General features: G+C 33.7%; 12 protein-coding genes and 1 pseudogene. 11 read left to right on the top strand and 2 right to left on the bottom strand.

Translation table 11 applies throughout. The features are described from left to right. Positions 1-118: 118 nt before the first annotated feature. Positions 119-604, bottom strand: coding sequence for a DUF4883 family protein (locus G9F71_RS18085; protein ID WP_164949167.1), 486 nt, complete (start codon positions 602-604; stop codon positions 119-121). A 142-nt stretch (positions 605-746) separates the two neighbouring features. Between G9F71_RS18085 and G9F71_RS18080 the strand changes: the two genes are divergently transcribed. From G9F71_RS18080 to G9F71_RS18065, 4 genes are all read left to right on the top strand, one after another. Further along, positions 747-1685, top strand: a complete 939-nt coding sequence (locus tag G9F71_RS18080; RefSeq protein ID WP_164949166.1) for an N-acetylmuramoyl-L-alanine amidase — start codon at positions 747-749, stop codon at positions 1683-1685. A gap of 104 nt (positions 1686-1789) precedes the next feature. Next, complete coding sequence (locus G9F71_RS18075) at positions 1790-2728, top strand: acyl-CoA dehydratase activase-related protein (protein WP_164949165.1); 939 nt, start codon at positions 1790-1792, stop codon at positions 2726-2728. After that, positions 2682-3779 carry a 2-hydroxyglutaryl-CoA dehydratase gene (locus tag G9F71_RS18070; protein WP_164949164.1) on the top strand — a complete coding sequence of 366 codons (1098 nt, stop codon included), beginning with the start codon at positions 2682-2684 and terminating at the stop codon, positions 3777-3779. Before G9F71_RS18075 ends, G9F71_RS18070 begins: the two co-directional genes overlap by 47 nt. Further along, positions 3760-4716 (top strand): acyl-CoA dehydratase activase, encoded by a 957-nt coding sequence (locus G9F71_RS18065; protein ID WP_164949163.1) that lies wholly within the window; start codon positions 3760-3762, stop codon positions 4714-4716. The genes G9F71_RS18070 and G9F71_RS18065 overlap by 20 nt, the downstream gene beginning before the upstream one ends. A gap of 94 nt (positions 4717-4810) precedes the next feature. Here G9F71_RS18065 and G9F71_RS18060 read toward each other — a convergent pair whose 3' ends face one another. Next, positions 4811-6649, bottom strand: a complete 1839-nt coding sequence (locus G9F71_RS18060; RefSeq protein WP_164949162.1) for an APC family permease — start codon at positions 6647-6649, stop codon at positions 4811-4813. 604 nt (positions 6650-7253) lie between these two features. Here G9F71_RS18060 and G9F71_RS18055 point away from each other — a divergent pair. The 7 genes and pseudogenes from G9F71_RS18055 (at position 7254) to G9F71_RS18025 (ending at position 19030) form a co-directional block, all read left to right on the top strand. After that, on the top strand, positions 7254-11285 hold the full coding sequence (locus G9F71_RS18055) for a beta strand repeat-containing protein (RefSeq protein WP_164949161.1): 4032 nt from the start codon (positions 7254-7256) through the stop codon (positions 11283-11285). A gap of 173 nt (positions 11286-11458) precedes the next feature. Next, entirely contained in the window at positions 11459-12595 is a 1137-nt protein-coding gene (locus tag G9F71_RS18050) for an NlpC/P60 family protein (protein WP_164949160.1), read from the top strand. A 191-nt stretch (positions 12596-12786) separates the two neighbouring features. After that, positions 12787-14181: pseudogene (locus G9F71_RS18045) on the top strand (sulfite exporter TauE/SafE family protein); the annotation flags it as partial. A gap of 183 nt (positions 14182-14364) precedes the next feature. Next, the gene (locus G9F71_RS18040; protein WP_164949158.1) at positions 14365-15075 is read left to right on the top strand and encodes a hypothetical protein; all 711 of its coding nucleotides are present in this window, start codon (positions 14365-14367) and stop codon (positions 15073-15075) included. A gap of 51 nt (positions 15076-15126) precedes the next feature. Next, positions 15127-17580 carry a heavy metal translocating P-type ATPase gene (locus G9F71_RS18035; RefSeq protein WP_164949157.1) on the top strand — a complete coding sequence of 818 codons (2454 nt, stop codon included), beginning with the start codon at positions 15127-15129 and terminating at the stop codon, positions 17578-17580. 417 nt (positions 17581-17997) lie between these two features. Next, complete coding sequence (locus G9F71_RS18030) at positions 17998-18324, top strand: hypothetical protein (RefSeq protein ID WP_125004035.1); 327 nt, start codon at positions 17998-18000, stop codon at positions 18322-18324. A gap of 193 nt (positions 18325-18517) precedes the next feature. Then, positions 18518-19030 (top strand): helix-turn-helix domain-containing protein, encoded by a 513-nt coding sequence (locus G9F71_RS18025; RefSeq protein WP_164949156.1) that lies wholly within the window; start codon positions 18518-18520, stop codon positions 19028-19030. Positions 19031-19049: the final 19 nt, after the last annotated feature.

The raw sequence follows: 19049 nt of genomic DNA, 5'->3' as shown, positions 1-19049 counted from the left end.
TCTTGGACACATAACAATTATGGATTGCTATGTGCCTTATCTATATTAGAAATTATATACTTATAATGTGATTAATTATAGAGGAGAATGCAATTATCCTAGAAAAAAAACAAATACCTTATTTAGGTATAAGGTATTTGCATAGTCCATAAAGATTATAAGCTTTGTACATTTTACTTGTGTCAATGTAATCCATGCTGTATTCACCATCCCAGGGATATATGGAAATAGAATTCTGGCTATAGACATTTATAATATATTTATTTTTACTAAAGGTTAAAAATATTTTATATAAAGGTTTATTTGATAAGTTAGCTGGCTTTTCTATGAAATTATCCTTATTTAATGAATTGAAAAATCCAGTGAATGAAGATAAATCCTCCACAGAAAAGTCCTTCTTCTTATAAAAATTCATATATAGAGCATAAAGCTCTGTTGGCTTTTCTAGAGATAAATCTTTCATTAATAAATTTGTGTAATAATAATTGTTTGGTTTATTTTTTGTAAAAACAGTTTTATTAAATTTATAATTACATCCAGAGAGATTCAAAGAGAAAAAAATACATACTACTATTAAAATAGATTTCTTTATATTAATCTTCAAATAACCACATCCTTATACTGCCTTGTAAATAAAATATGTTGTAAAACTATTTTTTATTACACAATATATGGATATTAGCATATTTTAATTGTGAGATAGAAAATTAACTTGGAATTAAAGTTTAAAGGGGAGGAAAATTACTTTGAAATATGGGATTGATATTGGACACAACTGTCCACCAGTGGACACGGGAGCTGTGGGTATAAGAAAAGAAGATGAGTTAAATAAACAAGTTGGAGATCGCGTTATAGAAAAACTAAAAGCACTTAAGTATGAGGTAGTTAATTGTACTCCAAGTTTTGCATCTAATTTAGGTAACTCACTTTATAAAAGAGTAAATAAAGCAAATGAAGAAAAGGTGGATGTCTATGTGTCTATTCATTTTAATATAGGCGGTGGACGTGGAACAGAAGTGTTTGCTATATCAAAAGAAGGAAAAGATATAGCAAAAAGAGTTGTGGATGCCATAGCAGCCTTAGATTATGTTAATAGAGGGGTAAAGGATGGTAGCTGGTTATATGTACTAAAAAACACAAAAATGCCTGCTATACTTGTGGAAGGTGGATTTGTAGATTCTAAAGAGGATATGCAAAGATTTAATGCAGAAAAGACAGCAAATGCCATTGTAAAAGGGCTAACAGGAAGTACCGTTAATGAAAAAGACAGTGAAAATGGAGATGCAAAACCATCATCGGACATTGCATTGTTAAAAATGCAAAATGGATTGAATATACTAAATATATTAGATTATACTGGAAAAAAACTTAATGAGGATGGAATTATGGGCGAAAAAACTATATCTTCTATTAAGAGATTCCAAGGCATAATAGGACTCGAAATAAATGGTGTTAATGATTTGAAGACAAATGCAGCACTTGCAAATATTTTAAGTAGGCCTCTGCTTAAATTTGGCAATAATAATATTGTTGCTAATCGTTATATTCAGTGGAGATTAAATATAATTATAGATGGAATATTTGGAAATGATACTGAAAAAGCGGTATTAAAATATCAAACTATAAAAAAAATAAATGTTGATGGTATAGTGGGGATAATTACTTGGAATGGATTAATAGTGTAAAAAATCTGGACTTAAGTCCAGGTTTTTTTATATTTAGGAATACTTTTTAGTTTAATAGTTCAGAATAAAGAAGTACTAATAGATTGGAAAACAAGGAGGAAAATATGAAAGTTGGTGTCCCAAAGGGCTTATTATATTATAAATACCATCCTTTTATAGAAAAGTTTTTAATTGAATTAGATGCAGAAGTAATTACATCTACAGATACAAATAAAGATATTTTAAACGCAGGAGTTAAATGCTGCGTTGACGAGGCTTGTTTGCCTATAAAGATATTTCATGGACATATAATAGATATAAAAGACAAATGTGATTTATTAATAATACCTAGAATTATGAGGGTCAGGGAGCGAGAATTTATATGTCCTAAGTTTTGTGGGCTTCCGGAAATGATATTATATAGCATACCCAATATGCCAAAGGTAATGACAGAACCTATATATGCTACCAGTGAGAAGGAGTTATATACTTGGTGTAAAAAACTTGGGAAGATGATTACCGGGGATAATAGTAAAATAAGAGCTGCATTTAACAGTGCCTTAGAAGAGCAGAGAAACTTTAAATTTGGTATTAAAGATGAAGGATTTAAAATAACTATTGCACTAGTAGGTCATCCATATAATCTTTATGACACTTTTATTAATATGAATATAGTAAAAAAATTAAATAAAATGGGAGTGGGGGTTATAACAGAAGAATATGTAGAGGAGGAGCAAATTAACTTACAAGTAAAAACTCTTTTTAAAAGGCCATTTTGGACCTTTGCTACAAATTCCTATGGATTTACAACTGCTATAGCAAAACACAATGAGATTTCCGGAGCAATATATATATCATCCTTTGCTTGTGGAATAGACTCTGTGGTACTCGAACTTATTAAAGAAAAAATTGAGGATTTTCCACTATTAGTGTTAAAAGTTGATGAACATACTGGTGAAGGCGGTCTAGACACAAGGATTGAGGCTTTTATTGATATGATTGAAAGGAAAAAAAATAATGAAAATAACATTTCCACATTTAGGCAACACATATCTTGCAGCTAAAGCACTATTTGATGGACTGGGAATAGAATGCATAATTCCACCTTTTAGTAGTAACGAGGCGCTAGAATTAGGTTCAAAGTTTTCTCCAGAAGAAATGTGCTTACCGTATAAAATTATGATGGGTAATTATTTGCAGAGTATAGAAAAGGGCGCAGATACCATAATTATAGTTGGAAGCTGTGGACCTTGTAGATTTGGTGAGTACTGTGAATTACAGATCAATGCACTAAAGAAAATGGGACACGATTTGACTTTTATTGTAGTGGATAGCCCTTTTGATATAGGCAAAGAGGAATTTTTAAATCGTTTATCCAAGATTGCGGATAATAGTACAAAAAGTAGGGGTGAAAGATTTAGAGCACTAAAGATAGCCTATAATGTAATTGATTTAATAGAGAAAATTGAAAGTAAAGCACATTATTTAACAGGATTTGAAGTAAACAAAGGAGAATTTAAGAGACTTTTAAAAGAATGCAAAAACAATGCTGCAAAAGCAAATACACCATCACAGATGGTGAATATCCTAAAAGAATATAAGAAGAAAATAAGTGGTATTTCTATTAATAAACATAAGTCACCAATAAAAATTGCAATTATTGGTGAAATTTATACGGTAATTGAACCATTTTCTAATCTTTATATAGAAGATAAACTTATGGATTATGGTGTATCCACTAAAAGAATGCTTACTCCTAGTTGGTGGATTAAAGACACGGCGCTTAGGTGCTTAAATCTTAATTCAATTGATATAAGAATAGCCTCTAGAGAATATCTTCCACATTATATTGGTGGGCACGCTAGAGAATGTATAGGAGAAGCATTACTTGCGCAGAAAGAGAGTTTAGATGGAGCAATTCAAATTTTCCCTATGGGATGTATGCCAGAAATTGTATCAAAAGCTATTTTGCCTGCAATTTCAAATGACAAGGACTTTCCAATAATGACCTTGGTAGTAGATGAAATGACTGGAGAGGCAGGATATATTACTAGAATAGAAGCATTTGTAGATATGTTAGAAAGGAAGAAAAACAATGTATTATATGGGAGTTGATGTAGGATCTGTAAGTACTAACATTGTACTATTAGATAATACTTTAAAGGTTATTCAAAAATTATATTTAAGAACAAAAGGTAAACCAATAAAGGCAATCCAAAATGGACTTAAAATTTTAAGTGAGCAATATGGTAGTGAGCAGATAGCTTCAGTAGGTACTACGGGTAGTGGAAGACAGATGGCTGCTTTTTTAATAGGAGCTGACATAATAAAAAATGAAATTACTGCTCATGCAGTGGCAGCCCTTGAAATTGACAAAGATGTAAGCACTATATTAGAAATTGGAGGCCAAGATTCAAAGATAATCTTACTGAAAAATGGCATAGTTACAGATTTTGCTATGAATACGGTATGTGCAGCAGGTACAGGGTCTTTTCTTGATAGGCAGGCAGAAAGGCTTGAGATACCTATCGAAAATTTTGGGAAGTACGCATTAAAGTCAAAATCACCCGTAAGAATAGCTGGTAGATGTGCTGTTTTTGCTGAATCTGACATGATACATAAGCAACAGCTTGGATATAATGAGGAAGACATAATAGGAGGTCTTTGCGAGGCCATGGTACGGAATTATCTAAGTAATGTAGGGAAAGGAAAAGATATTCGCTCAAAAATATTTTTTCAAGGTGGAGTGGCAGCAAATATTGGCATTAAAGCAGCTTTTGAAAAAGCACTAGGAACTGAGATTTATGTTCCAGAGCACTATGATGTAATGGGCGCTATAGGAGCTGCTATACTTTCAAAAGAAGAACTTATGAAAAGTGGAAAAAGCAATTTCAAAGGTTTTGAAATAGCAACTAATGATTTTGTACCTAGAAGTATTGAGTGTAATGGTTGTGGTAACAATTGTGAGGTAATTCAAATAAAAGATGGAGAAAAAACTGTAGGCTGCTTTGGAGATAGATGTGGTAAATGGAGCGGTAAGATGGTGATATAAAATTTAAAAAAGACAAATACAAAAAACACCTAAGAAAAATTTTCTTAGGTGTTTTTTGTATTTGTAATGGTGTAAGAGGGAAAAACATTCATTTCTACTCTTCTATTATATATGGTACAGTAAGCACTGCTACGTTTCTGTTTTTATATAGCATACTCTTTATAAAATATCCTGTTTGGTTATGAAGTATATTATGCCACCACTTAGTAATAGAAAATTGTGTTACCACAACTGTTACAGTTTCACCATGTTTTGAAGCCCGTTCTTCAGATTCTATAAAACTCATTAATGGTCTCATTATATCCCTATAGGCAGAATGTTTTATTATTAATTGAATTCCGGGATTATACTCTTTCCATTTTTTTTCTAATTTTTCAGTAGCTTCTGAATCAGTGGATACATGAAAGGCAACTACATTTTGTGATAAGCATCTAGCGCAGTTTAATGACTTTAAAAATGATTTATTTAAGGCGTTTACAAGTATTATTACATGTTGTTGGTTATTCGTTGTCACTCCTTCATTAGGTCTTTGTTCTAAGGTTAATTTAAGTTGCTCTGCTACTTTGGTATAATGTTCCTTAACTTTCGCCATAAGATAAACAAGTATAGGTATTATAATACAAACTATCCAAGCGCCATGGAAAAACTTTGTTATACCTATGAGTATTACCGTAATAAAAGTTACAATAGCACCTAATCCATTTATAAATGCCTTATGTCTAAAGCCAGGTGTTCTACTTCTTACCCACTTTAAGAACATTCCAACCTGTGAAAGTGTAAAAGATAAAAATACACCTACTGCATATAAAGGAAGAAGCAAATGAGTATCAGCTTTAAAAACAATAATTAACATAGCTGCAGCTGCTCCCAGTACTATTATTCCATTTGAAAAACTTAGTCTCTTTCCTCTTTGAGAAAATTGTCTTGGGGCATATCCATCTTTTGCCATCAAAGAAAGTAACAGTGGTAGACCTGCATAGGCTGTATTTGCAGCCATTACCAAAATTAATGCAGTGGTAACTTGCATAGTGTAAAACATAATGTTTTTTCCGAAAACTTGCTGAGCAATTTGAGCAAAGACTGTCACATCTGGATGAGGTACTGGATGATAAATTGTTGCTAGGAAAGATAAACCACCAAAAATAAATAGAACTAAAAAAGCTAGTAAACCCAAAACAGCTTTTGCATTTTTTTGTGATGGTGCTTTAAAATTAGGTATACCATTACTTACAGCTTCAACCCCTGATAATGCAGTACAGCCTGAAGCAAATGCGCGAAGAAACAGGAACAATGTAATGTCACCTATTGCTTGTGGCGCTGGATACAGTGGTGCTGGTGAATAGTTAAAAATAGAGTGCCGTACAATACCAGTAACAATAAGCACTACGCAGGAAAAGATAAATAAGTATGTTGGAACTCCAAAAAGCTTAGATGATTCCTTAACTCCTCTTAAGTTACCTAATGTTATGATGAATAACATTGTAAGAGCTATGGCTACTTTATGAGGAAGCAAGGATGGCATAGCTGAAGTTATTGCAGCAGTTCCAGCACATATACTAACAGCAACTGTCAGTATGTAATCTATAGTAAGTGCCGCTCCAGCAGTAAGTCCAGGGACTATACCAAGATTATCCTTTGCAACTATATATGAGCCTCCACCACATGGGTAGCTATCAATAGTCTGCCTGTAGGACATAACAAGTAAAAATAATAGTACAACAATACACAATGCGGCATAAAACATATATATATATGACATAAGACCTATAACGCCAATTAATACAATTAAAATTTCTTCGCCTGCATATGCAACGGAAGAAACAGCATCACTAGATAAAATGGGCAGTCCCCAAAAAACATTTAATTTTTCTCCCTCTAATTCTTCTGTTTTTAGTGTCTTACCTATTAGTAATTCTCTTAACTTTGAAAACATAAATACACCTCTATAATAGAATTTATCATTACAATATTTTTCTATTATATAGTATTGATTCAGGAACATCAATTTGGAATTCCTTCAATTATGATAAAATACGACTAAATTCGCGAATTTATTCACGAAAACATTATCTATTGTCTCTCATGCTTTTATATACTTACTGTAGATTCGTTTTAGATGGTATTTGAATTGTTATAATATTACATCTTTTAGGCGGCATAAAAATTTCAAGGTGGTAATTCATATCAAACTCTATTTAAGTGACAATGAAAATCTGGTTTCTGTTTCTTTTAGTTTTTAATGGATCACTGAATGTTACCAAATATACAACCTCCATACTTTATGGGAAATGTTGACTCTACCCCTAAAGAAAAGACAATTTATTACGATAATTTATTTAAAGAGTATTTATGCAAGGATGCAAATTTATGCAAGGATGCAAATTAATAATTTGGAGGTACACATGAAAATTTGCTTTTATTGTTATTATAATTTAAGTTAGATCAAGTCGTTAGAACGTTAGATAAAGAACACTCTATAAAATTTATCTAATTGTAAATAGTTGATATGCATCTTATTATTGAAGGGAGTTATTACAATGAAAAAGTCACTTTTAGGAATTTTGTCTATACTAATGATCGTATTTTTTGTTTTTCAACCATATACGGCCTATGCACTAAGCGCATCAGCTGCACCGAGTTCAGATGAGGTTACAATTACCAACAATGTAGTAGGGACAGCGGATTCTATATATGTCACTGGTGTAATGACTGGTGATATAGTTAATGTATATAATGCTGCTACAGGTGGAAAAATAATATGCAAAGCAACTGTAGGTGCAAATAAAACAGATTTAACTATAAAAATAGCGCAGATTGGAGCTTTAAAAGGAAGCGTGTATATATCTGTTATGTCTAAAGGTATGACGGAGAGCAGTAGAACTAAAATGGACTATGATTCGGAGCCTGTCTCCAATACTCCATTGTCATCTGGCATAACGGTTACAAACAATTCAGGTAAAGCCGATACAATATATGTTTCGGGACTTATTCCTGGAGATGCAATAAAAATATATAATAAGGCAACTGGAGGAGGCTTACTTGGAACTGCAACTGTGGGGGCTAATACTACAGATGTAACTAAATCCTTCACTCAGCTTGGTGTTGCCGGTGGAAGTGTATATATTTCAGTTAAGAGTAAAGGGATGCTTGAAAGTGATAGAGTAGGAGCTGATTTTTCAGCCGAAAATTACTCAAGCGCACCCATAGATAGTAACATAACAATTACAAATAATTCAGGTAAAGCCGATACAGTAAATCTTTCCGGGCTCAATCCTGGCGATATAGTAAAAATATACACTGTAGCAGTTAGTGGAAATTTATTTGGAACTGCCACAGTACCTTCTAATACCACAGAGGTAACCAAGTCTTTTACTCAGCTTGGAATTACAAGTGGAACTCTCTATATTTCAGTCACAAGCCTAGGAATGCATGAAAGTACTAGAACGCCTATAGTTTTTTCGGCTGAAAATCAATCCAATTTAGTACTTGTGAGAAATGTAACAATTACAAATAATACGGGAAAAGTTGATACAATATATGTAGATGGACTTTCTCCTAAAGATAAAGTTAATGTATATACGGTAGCATCTGGAGGAACTACAATAGCAACAGGAACTGTTGCAGCATCTGGATTTGATGTTACTATTAATGTATCTCAATTGGGCAAGACCTCAGGAACTGTTTATCTTTCAGTTACAAGTTCAGGAACGCTTGAAAGTGGTAGAACTGGCATAACCTATAATGGAGAATTGCAATCAACTTTAGTTGATTCTAGTAATATATTAATCACTAACAATGTAGGGACGGCTGATACAGTGACTGTATCCGATTTTGCTGCGGGAGATGTGATTAAGGTATATGATGCTTTAACTGGAGGTAATTTATTAGGAACTGCAACAGTGGCAGCTATGAATACCGCTGCAACAGCTAGCATATCACGACTTGGAACTTCTGCGGGGACTGTATATGTTTCCGTTACAAGTACAAACAAGATAGAAAGCAGCCGAATTGCAACATCTTATGCTGCTGAAGGACAATCTAATAGCATAGGTGTGAATAATATAATTGTAAGTAATAATTCAGGTAAAGCTGATACAGTATATGCTTCTACATTAGCTGCTGGTGATGTAGTAAATGTATATGATAACGCAAGTGGTGGGACTTTATTAGGGACTGCTACAGTAGCTGCTGGTAGTACAAGTGCTACGGTATCTATAGCTCAGCTTGGAACTGGTTCTGGAAGCGTATATGTTTCTATAACTAGTACAAATAAAATAAAAAGCTCAAGAACACAATCTACTTACGCTGCAGAAGGTAGTTCTACTATTATAGATATTAGTAATATAGTAGTTACTAATAATGCAGGACAACCTGATACCGTACAAGTTGGTAGACTTTCAGATAATGAAATCATCAATGTGTATGATGCAGCACGGGGTGGAAATTTGATAGGAACTGCAACAGTGGCAAAATACAGTTCTGAAGCAACAATAACAATTGCTCAGATTGGAAGCCAAGCAGGCGATATTTACGTTTCTAGAACAAGTACAAATAAAATAGAAAGTGCTAGGGTAGACGTTAAATATGCTGCTGAAGGTCAATCTAGCTTGGTAGATGCTATAAATGTATCAATTACCAATAACTCAGGTATGGCAGATACTGTGAAAGTAACAGGACTTTCTGCTAATGATATTGTAAATATATATGATTTAGCTAAGGGTGGAAACTTACTTGGCACTGCCACAGTAGCTTCTGGCGGTACTGATGCAATTATTTCTATACCGCAACTTGGAACTACTGCAGGAAGTGTTTATGTATTAGTAACAAGTACAAATAAATCTCAAAGTGATAGAGCAAAAGTAGATTATTCTGCAGAGCCAACTTCCAATACTCCAGCAGCTAGTAGTATTGTTGTTGCTAACAATGCAGGAATTACAGATACTGTAAAAGTAACGGGACTTTCCGCTACTGATATAGTGAATGTATATGATTCTGCTACTGGTGGAACCTTACTTGGAACTGAAACTATAGCAAGTTATGCAACAAGTGCAACAGTTTCAATTAATCAGATTGGAACTGGATCAGGAAGTGTATATGTTTCTGTAATAAGTACAAGCAAACTTGAAAGTGGTAGAACTCAAGTAGGATTTATCGCAGAATCTAAATCTCATTCACCTGTAGCTAAAAACGTAGTTATTGTAAATAATGCGGGAATAGCTGGTACAGTAACAGTTAACGGAATAAGCGGTGGCGATATTATAAATGTTTATAATGCTGCTGTAGGAGGAACTTTGCTTGGTACAGCAACAGTTGGAACTTATGATACAGAAGCAACGATTTCTGTTACTCAGTTAGGATCTGTAGCTGGAGAGGTATATGTGTCAACTACAAGCACAGGAAAGCTAGAAAGCGATAGAACAGTGATTAGTTACGCTGCAAAACTAGTTAGTAGTGCTCCAGACGTTGCAAATATAACAGTAGTAAACAATGCAACAATACCTGGTACAGTTGCGTTGATAGGTCTACAACCTAATGATGTAGTTAATATATACAGCAGTGCTACTGGAACTTTATTAGCAACAGCAACGGTACCTGCTGCTAGCAGGGCAGTAACACTTACACTAACACAACTTGGAATTAGTGGTGGAAACATATATGTTTCTGTGAAAAGTACTGGTAAAGCAGAGAGTGCTAGAACCCCAGTAACATATAATGCTGAATCAAAATCAGATGCTCTAGCTAAAGGTGATATAACCCTAGTAAATAATTCAGGAAAATCTGATACTATTAATGTAACAGGTTTATCATCTAAGGATATAGTTAAAGCTTATAGTTCGGCTACTGGTGGAACTTTACTTGGAACTGCAACTGTAGCAAGTGGTGATTCTGACGTTACTATAAGTATTTCACAACTTGGAACTATTGCTGGAAGTGTTTATTTATCTGTAATAAGATATGGTGATACAGAGAGTGCTAGGACGCAAGCTGATTATGTTTCAGAGTCTATATCTCTTCTTGTAGGAAATGTATCTATTGTAAATAATGCTGTATTAGCTGATACAGTAACTGTAAACGGCGTAACAGCTAATGATATTGTTAATGTTTATGATGCTGCAGGTAATGGCAATTTGCTTGGTTCGGCTGTTGTGTCAAACAATAACAATTCAGTTATTGTTACCATCCCACAATTAAATACTAACGCGGGAAGTGCATATATTTCTGTTGCAAATTTCGGAAAAGGCGAAAGTAGCAGAATAAAAGTAAATTATACTGCGGAGCAAGACTCAACAGCTGTATTTGCTGGAAATGTAAGTATAGTTAATAGCAAAGTAAATACACCTGATACAATTACAGTGAATAATTTGATACCTAGTTCGCTTGTAAAAGTTTATGATGCTTCTACTGGTGGAAATTTGATTGGTATAGCAACAGCATCATCCAATGGTACACAAATAACTATTACTATATCTCAACTTAATTTAGCGTCAGGAAGCGTATATATTAGTGTTACAATTCCTGGTAAGAATGAAAGCAGCAGAACCAAAGCTGACTATGTTGCTGAAAATTAGAATAGTTTACCTATAAAAAATTATATTTAAAAACCCTTGTAAACAAAACAAAATGTTTACAAGGGTTTTTTTTATGCGCCCAGAATGTGCGCAATCTTCATAAGAACTACATAAGTTTATGATAAATTCTCTCTGTGTCTTATGAATTTTAAAAGAGTGAAGGAGATGTAATAATGAAGAATGCCCTGAGAAGTATCGCCGTTGTAATTACCTTGATTTTCACTTCAAATGTAACAACACTCGCGATTCCAACAAATGAGAAGTTACAACAGCAGAAGGATTCACTAACAAAAATTCAAGATGAGAGGGGAGCAATTGAAACTAGACTAGAAGAGTTTGATAATGAAATTGAAGAAATCATGATCAAGACAGAAGAAAATAAAGTGAAAATACTCCAAACTAAAAAGGCGATTGAAAGTGCCGCTACGAAGGCTAAACAGGTTGAAAAGGAAAACCAAAAGGAACAAGAATTATTTAATAGTAGAATGAGAATCTTGTACATAAATGGATTTGATGGGTATATGAGTGTAATACTTGAGTCAGAGAGCTTTGGAGATTTTGAATCTAGAGTAGAAAACATAAAAACCATTATTGAATTTGATGAAAAAGTAGTGGCGGAGTTTAAAGTCGCTCAAAAAGAATTAATTGAAAAGCAGCAGAGTTTAAATAATACAAAGGAAGTATTGCTGAATTTACAAGTAGAAAATAAGCAGAAGCTTGATAAGATAAATGTTACTAAAGAATCACAAAATAAATTGATAGCGCAGCTAAAGAGCAAGGAAATTGTCTCTAAAGAGTTACATAATAAATTGATAACAGAACTAAAAAACAGTAAGGAAAAGATTCTTGTAGCACAAATAAGTGAACCAGAAGTGTCAGCAAGTAAAAGTATAACAAAGATAAATGAAATAAGAAATTCAGCACCTAAATATACACCCTCAAGAGGATCAGCTACTATATCAGATAATGCTATAATAGCCTACGCTTCTAACTTCCTTGGCACACCATATTTATGGGGTGGAACATCTCCTTCGGGATTTGATTGCTCAGGATTTACACAATACGTATACGCGCATTTTGGAATAGCAGTAGGGAGAACCACCTTTGATCAGATAAATGATGGTGTACAAGTATCAAGAGAGAATCTTCAACCTGGAGATTTGATATTCTTTGGAACATTTGCGAGTCCTCACCACATGGGCATGTACGTTGGTGATAATAATTATATCCATGCTCCTCATACAGGAGATGTGATTAAAATTTCACCAGTAGGAAGAAATGATTATGTAACTGCCAGAAGAGTAAAATAAGGAATACATATATTGTGCAAAGTACAGTTTGAAGTTTTTTTAATGAACTTTGCATAATATATATTCTTTATAAAATCTACACATCTTTTTTGTATAATTAAAATTAAGATTTATATTCATAGGATTAAAGGTACAGTTTAATATTCATGAACCTTGCAAGATAAAGATCCATTTAATTAGGAGGTAAAAAAGTGAGCGTTAAAAAAGAAAAAATCAAAGTCTTTGAAATGACATGTACATCTTGCGAGGCAAGAGTGGAAAGAGCAGTTACAAAATTAGATGGTGTAAAAACCGCTAAGGCTAGTTTCAGCGACCAATCTTTAACTATAGAGTATGATACAGATTTCTGCAACAACGAAAATATTAAAACTACTATAAAAGCAGCTGGTTATAGTACAGAGAATTCAAATAACCATAAAATAGTGGGTATATTCATAATTGTAGCAGCAATTATATTAATTGGAAATTCAACAGGTGGAATTGATATGACCTCAAAGCTAAACGGTGCTACATATTTTGTTCTATTCATTGTTGGAGCCCTTACATCAATCCATTGTGTAGGTATGTGTGGGGGAATAATGCTATCACAAAGTATAAATAAAGATAGTAAAAGTAAATTTGATTCCATGAAACCTGCCATTCTATACAACGCAGGTAGAGTTGTTTCCTACACTATTCTTGGTGGGATAGTTGGTTCTCTAGGTTCTGTGCTTTCACTTTCACTCCCCGTGAAGGCTGGACTCCAAATATTTGCTGGTTTGTTTATGATAATGATGGGACTTAATATGAGTGGCTATAGCTTATTTAGAAAGTTTAATATAAAGCTCCCATGGTCTGCTTGCAATCTTAAGAAAAAAACAAAAACTCCTTTTTTAGTTGGTGTTCTTAATGGACTTATGCCCTGTGGACCCCTTCAGACAATGCAATTATATGCCTTAGGAACTGGAAGTGCTTACAAGGGTGCCTTAGCTATGCTAATATTTTCTCTAGGTACAGTACCATTAATGCTTACCTTTGGCGCAGTATCAGGTCTCATAAGTAAAGGATATACAAAAACTCTTTTAAAATTTAGTGGAATACTAGTTGTAGTTTTGGGTATGGTAATGGGAACTAGAGGACTAGCCCTGGCTGGTGTTAATGTGCCTTCTACAGCTTCACTAGCTGCTACTTTATCTGGTAATAAAACATCGGCATCAGCTTCGCCCGCTGCTAAACCAATTATAGAGAATGGTGTTCAGATAGTTCGGATGACGGCAGATGGTGCTGGTTATACCCCAAATGGTCTATATATACAGAAAAATATGCCTGTAAAATGGATAATTGATGGTAAGGCATTAAACTCCTGTAACAGCCAAATTATAATTCCTTCTTTAAACATTGAGAAGAATTTAGAGCCAGGCGAGAATGTTATTGAATTTACACCAAAGGATCAAGATATAAACTTCAGCTGTGGAATGGGTATGATTAGGGGTGTATTTAAGGTGGTTGACAATGTGAAAGCTGTGGATACCTCAAAGCCTGATCCTTCAATACCAGCTTCATCAAGTGGAATGCCTGGTTGCAACATGGGTGGAGGAGATTCCACAGCACCTTAAAAACCAAGTTTGTAGGGTCTATGGTTATTGTAGATGATTTGAAAAATGTAGATTTAGAGCAAATAAGAAAAGAGTATTTAGGAGCATAGGTAAATAATAATATGTTTCTTAATTTAATCTTCATAATAATTGGATATTATATAACTATAAATATTAGAAGGAGTTGTTTTAAATATGAAAAATAATAAAAAAATTATGATATTGTTAACTTCAGCTATTCTTACTCTATCATTTGTGGGCTGTAGTAGTAAATCTCAAACTGTAAGTAAAGACTCTGATGGTGCGCTTAAAGCTTTTAATGCTATTGTAAAGGCAAATCCTAAGAGCAAGGGCTATCACAGTGCTTTTAAGCATTGGGGATTTAAGCTTCCTGCAAATGATAAGTTCGAATGGACTAAAGATACCTCTGCAAATAAAATAGACTTTGCTATGGTAATAGATGCGGATCCATTAATTAAAGCTGGTCTGGATGTTAAAAAGCTAGACCCAAATAAGTGGGTATATAAACCTGCTGAGATAGAAGGCGGAGTTCAGCTATCAAATAGAATAATTTTTCCTTTTAACGTAAGTGATAAAAAAGAAACTTCAAATGGCTCAGAGGATGCTTTTAGAAGAATCTTAGAGCAGGATCCAAAGCTAATTAAATATATGGCAGATGAAAAACATTATGCTTTAATGCTTGGAGAGGGTAATTCAGTGCACTTTACAGAGAACTTAGGGGCATCTGATGAGGACATGGAATTTGTATTTAAGGCAGAGCCACTAATTAAAGCAGGTTTAGATGTTACAAAACTTCAGGGTACTGGATTTAAATTAGAAGTAGCTGGTAAAGATAATATGGACAGTAAAGATGATCAATTAGTTAAGGGTTATAAATTAAAATAAATTCAGTTAGTTATAAATATACTATGCAAGGTATTAAGGAGGCAATATAAGGTGGAAACAAAATCATTAAAAATAGAAGGAATGACCTGCGCTGCTTGTGCAAAAAGTGTTGAAAGGATTTCAAAGAAGTTACCAGGCGTGGTGGAAGCAAATGTGAATTTTGCTACTGAAAAATTAAATATATCTTATGATGAAACAAAGGTTAAGTTATTAGACATACAAAATGCTGTAGAAAAAGGTGGTTATAAAGCTTTAGTTGAAACCAGTAATAAAACCTTGAAAATAGAGGGAATGACCTGTGCTGCATGTGCAAAGACCATCGAGAGGGTTATAAAAAAACTCCCTGGAGTAGTTGAAACAAATGTAAATTTTGCTACTGAAAAATTGAATATAAGCTTTGAACCCACCAGGGTAAGAACTTCTGACATAAAGAAAGCAATCGAAAAAGCAGGATACAAAGCCTGCGAAGATGAAAGTAACGTGGACATTGATCGAGAAAAAAAAGAAAAAGAAATAAAAGCCTTATGGAATAGATTTATAATATCAGCAGTATTTGCAGTGCCATTACTTCTAATTGCAATGGTGCCAATGATTGCAGAAAAGTTAAACTATCAGCTTCCTTTAGCTATTGACCCTATGCTACATCCAGTAGCTTACGCCATTATACAATTGATACTTGTGATTCCAGTTATGACTTCTGGTAAAAAGTATTTTATTGTTGGATTTAAATCTTTAGTACGGTTAAGTCCTAATATGGATTCGCTTATATCCATTGGAACATCTGCGGCATTTTTGTATAGTTTATTTGCTGTATATGAAATAACCTTTCTGGGAAATGTTGATTATGTAATGTACTTTGAATCAGCAGGAGTTATTTTGACACTTATTACTTTAGGAAAGTATTTAGAGTCAGTTACAAAAGGAAAGACTTCCGAAGCAATTAAAAAGCTTATGGGCCTAGCACCTAAAACAGCTATTATCATAAGAGATAATATGGAAATTGAAATTTCAATTGATGAAGTTGAAGTGGGTGACATAGTAGTTGTAAGGCCTGGTGAAAAAATGCCTGTAGATGGTGAGGTTGTGGAAGGAACAACACTCGTAGATGAGTCAATGCTAACTGGTGAAAGTATGCCAGTAGAGAAAGCTATTGGACATAAGATAATTGGTGCAAGTATAAATAAGAATGGATCAATTAAATATAAAGCAACTAGAGTGGGTAAAGATACGGCACTGGCACAAATTATAACTTTGGTTGAAAATGCCCAGGGCTCAAAAGCTCCTATAGCTAAGATGGCAGATATTATATCAAGTTATTTTGTTCCAGTGGTTATAGGGCTAGCATTAATTTCTTCATTAGCTTGGCTTATATCTGGCGAGACCATAGTGTTTTCATTAACTATATTCATATCAGTCCTTGTAATAGCTTGCCCGTGTGCTCTTGGCCTTGCAACTCCTACAGCGATAATGGTTGGAACAGGAAAAGGTGCAGAATATGGTGTACTTATAAAAAGCGGTGTAGCATTGGAGACTGCACATAAAATCCAAACTATAGTATTTGATAAGACTGGAACACTTACGGAGGGAAAACCAAAGGTAACAGATATTGTTACTGTAGAGGGTACTTCCCAGACATACTTACTTCAAATAGCAGCCTCTGCTGAAAAAGGATCTGAACATCCATTAGGTGAGGCTATAGTTAAAGGTGCACAGGAAAGATCTTTAGAACTTAAAAAGGTAGATAAATTTGAAGCTATACCTGGTTATGGAATAGAAGTTAGTATAGAAGGTAATAAAGTTCTACTTGGAAATATGAAACTCATGGTAGAAAGTAAAATTTCCTTAGAGAAGTTAGAGGATATTTCAAACAAACTTGCACGAGAAGGCAAAACTCCAATGTATATCGCTATAGATAACAAGATAAGTGGAATCATTGCAGTTGCAGATACCGTTAAGGAAAATAGTAAAAAAGCCATAGAAAGACTTCATTCTATGGGAATAGAAGTTGCCATGATAACTGGTGATAATAAAAGAACTGCAGCAGCTATTGCAGCGCAAGTTGGTATAGATAGAATATACGCTGAAGTTCTGCCTGAGGATAAAGCAAAGGTCGTTAAAAAGCTTCAAGCAGAAGGTGAAAAAGTTGCTATGGTTGGGGATGGAATTAATGATGCACCTGCACTTGCCCAAGCTGATATTGGTATAGCTATAGGTTCAGGTACAGATGTAGCAATGGAATCCGCAGACATAGTACTTATGAGAAGTGATTTAATGGATGTACCTACTGCGTTACAGTTAAGTAAGAAAACAATAACAAATATAAAACAAAACCTGTTTTGGGCTTTTGGTTACAATATACTGGGAATACCAGTTGCAATGGGAATACTGCACCTATTTGGAGGCCCGCTTCTAAATCCTATTATTGCAGCACTAGCAATGAGTTTTAGTTCGGGTTCTGTATTAACAAATGCTTTAAGGTTAAAAGGATTTAAGCCATTAACATAAAATTAAAAAACAAATAAATTCAAGTATGAAAAGGGGGATGTCTCAAAATAGAAATTAATTTCTAGAGCGAGATAGCTCTTTTTTCTTTTATAAATACAAAAGTGGATTCCGAGGAATATAGATAAATTTCAAGCGAATAAGTAATTAATTGAAAATTATGGCATATTACTTATATGAAATAATTATTTTATATGAAAGGATAACGATTATGTGGTTTTTAATGCTTTTATTTAAAAGTTATAAGTAAAGTTTAATATTAATTGTAAATCACGAATAAATGATGTAAAATTCTTACTAAGGGGTTCACTATATATGCTCCTAAAATTTATTTTTTTTGACATGAAAATGGGCATAATTATGCTAGTAGCTAAGATGTCATAAATAATAAAAGAAAGGTTAAATGAGGTGTAAAATTAAATGTCAGTTAAATATAGTTTAAAAAAGAAATATACATGTAGTACAGAGATGGTATTTAGGGTATGGATAAAGGCGGTATATGGGGAATCTCAAATCATGGGTACATACAATGAGTATACCAGAGATGAATTTGAGAATAACATAATAAATGAGTTGCAAGAATTAGTAAGTGACGAAAAATACAAGTGTGGATATTTAGAAGAACTGAAACATGAATACTTAAACATACCGGAATGTAAAGAAGGGTACTGTCATTCATTACTAACTTTAGATGTTGTAGCTGTAGGCAGAACTGGTATTTTGTATGACGTAATAATAAAAAAATAGATAATGATAGATTTGTGTAAATAACTTTAGAAGTGTATGTCTAACTAGAAATTAGTATGGGAATTTACTCCTGTACTAGTTTTTTTTGTGTTTATGAGTGCATGCAAACATTCAAACATTGTTTAATGTTTTGCTTGATTGATTCCATTTTTGGTATTATAATTATAAATGGAACCGATGGAGGTGTAGTAGTATGAAAGAGATAAATGAGGTTATGTTAAATCCTGCCCGAATGAGAATCATACAAGAGCTTTCCACAAGACGAAGCATTACTGCCACAGAGCTTTGTGAAAAAATCAGTGATGTTCCGAGGACCACTATGTACCGTCATATCAATATTTTATTGGACAATAACATTTTGTCTGTTGTATCCGAAAAAAAGATTCGAGGGAGCCTTGAAAGAACCCTTGCCTTGAATATAGGGGAAATATTAAAGAATAACACCCTTAAAAATGCTTCTCAGAATGCATTGGGTTTTTTGATGAACAGATATGCAAGGTTTCACAACTACTTCAGCGGAGAAAATCCGGACCCCGCTAAAGATAAAATTTTTTTGAACAATTCAGTACTTATGATGGATGATAATGAGTTCGACCAATTTTTATTGGAGCTACGAGGGCTTATTATAAAATACAACTTTGAAGTTGCAAACGGAAGAAAAGCCAGAGATATTTCTGTGATATCTGCACCTACAGAGAGTGAGTGAGAAAAATGTATAAAATCAA

The sequence above is a fragment of the Clostridium sp. FP2 genome (assembly GCF_011065955.2).
GTDB lineage: Bacteria > Bacillota > Clostridia > Clostridiales > Clostridiaceae > Clostridium_AD > Clostridium_AD tagluense.
Note: the sequence above shows the minus strand (reverse complement) of the source record. Positions and strands in the feature narration are given on the sequence as shown.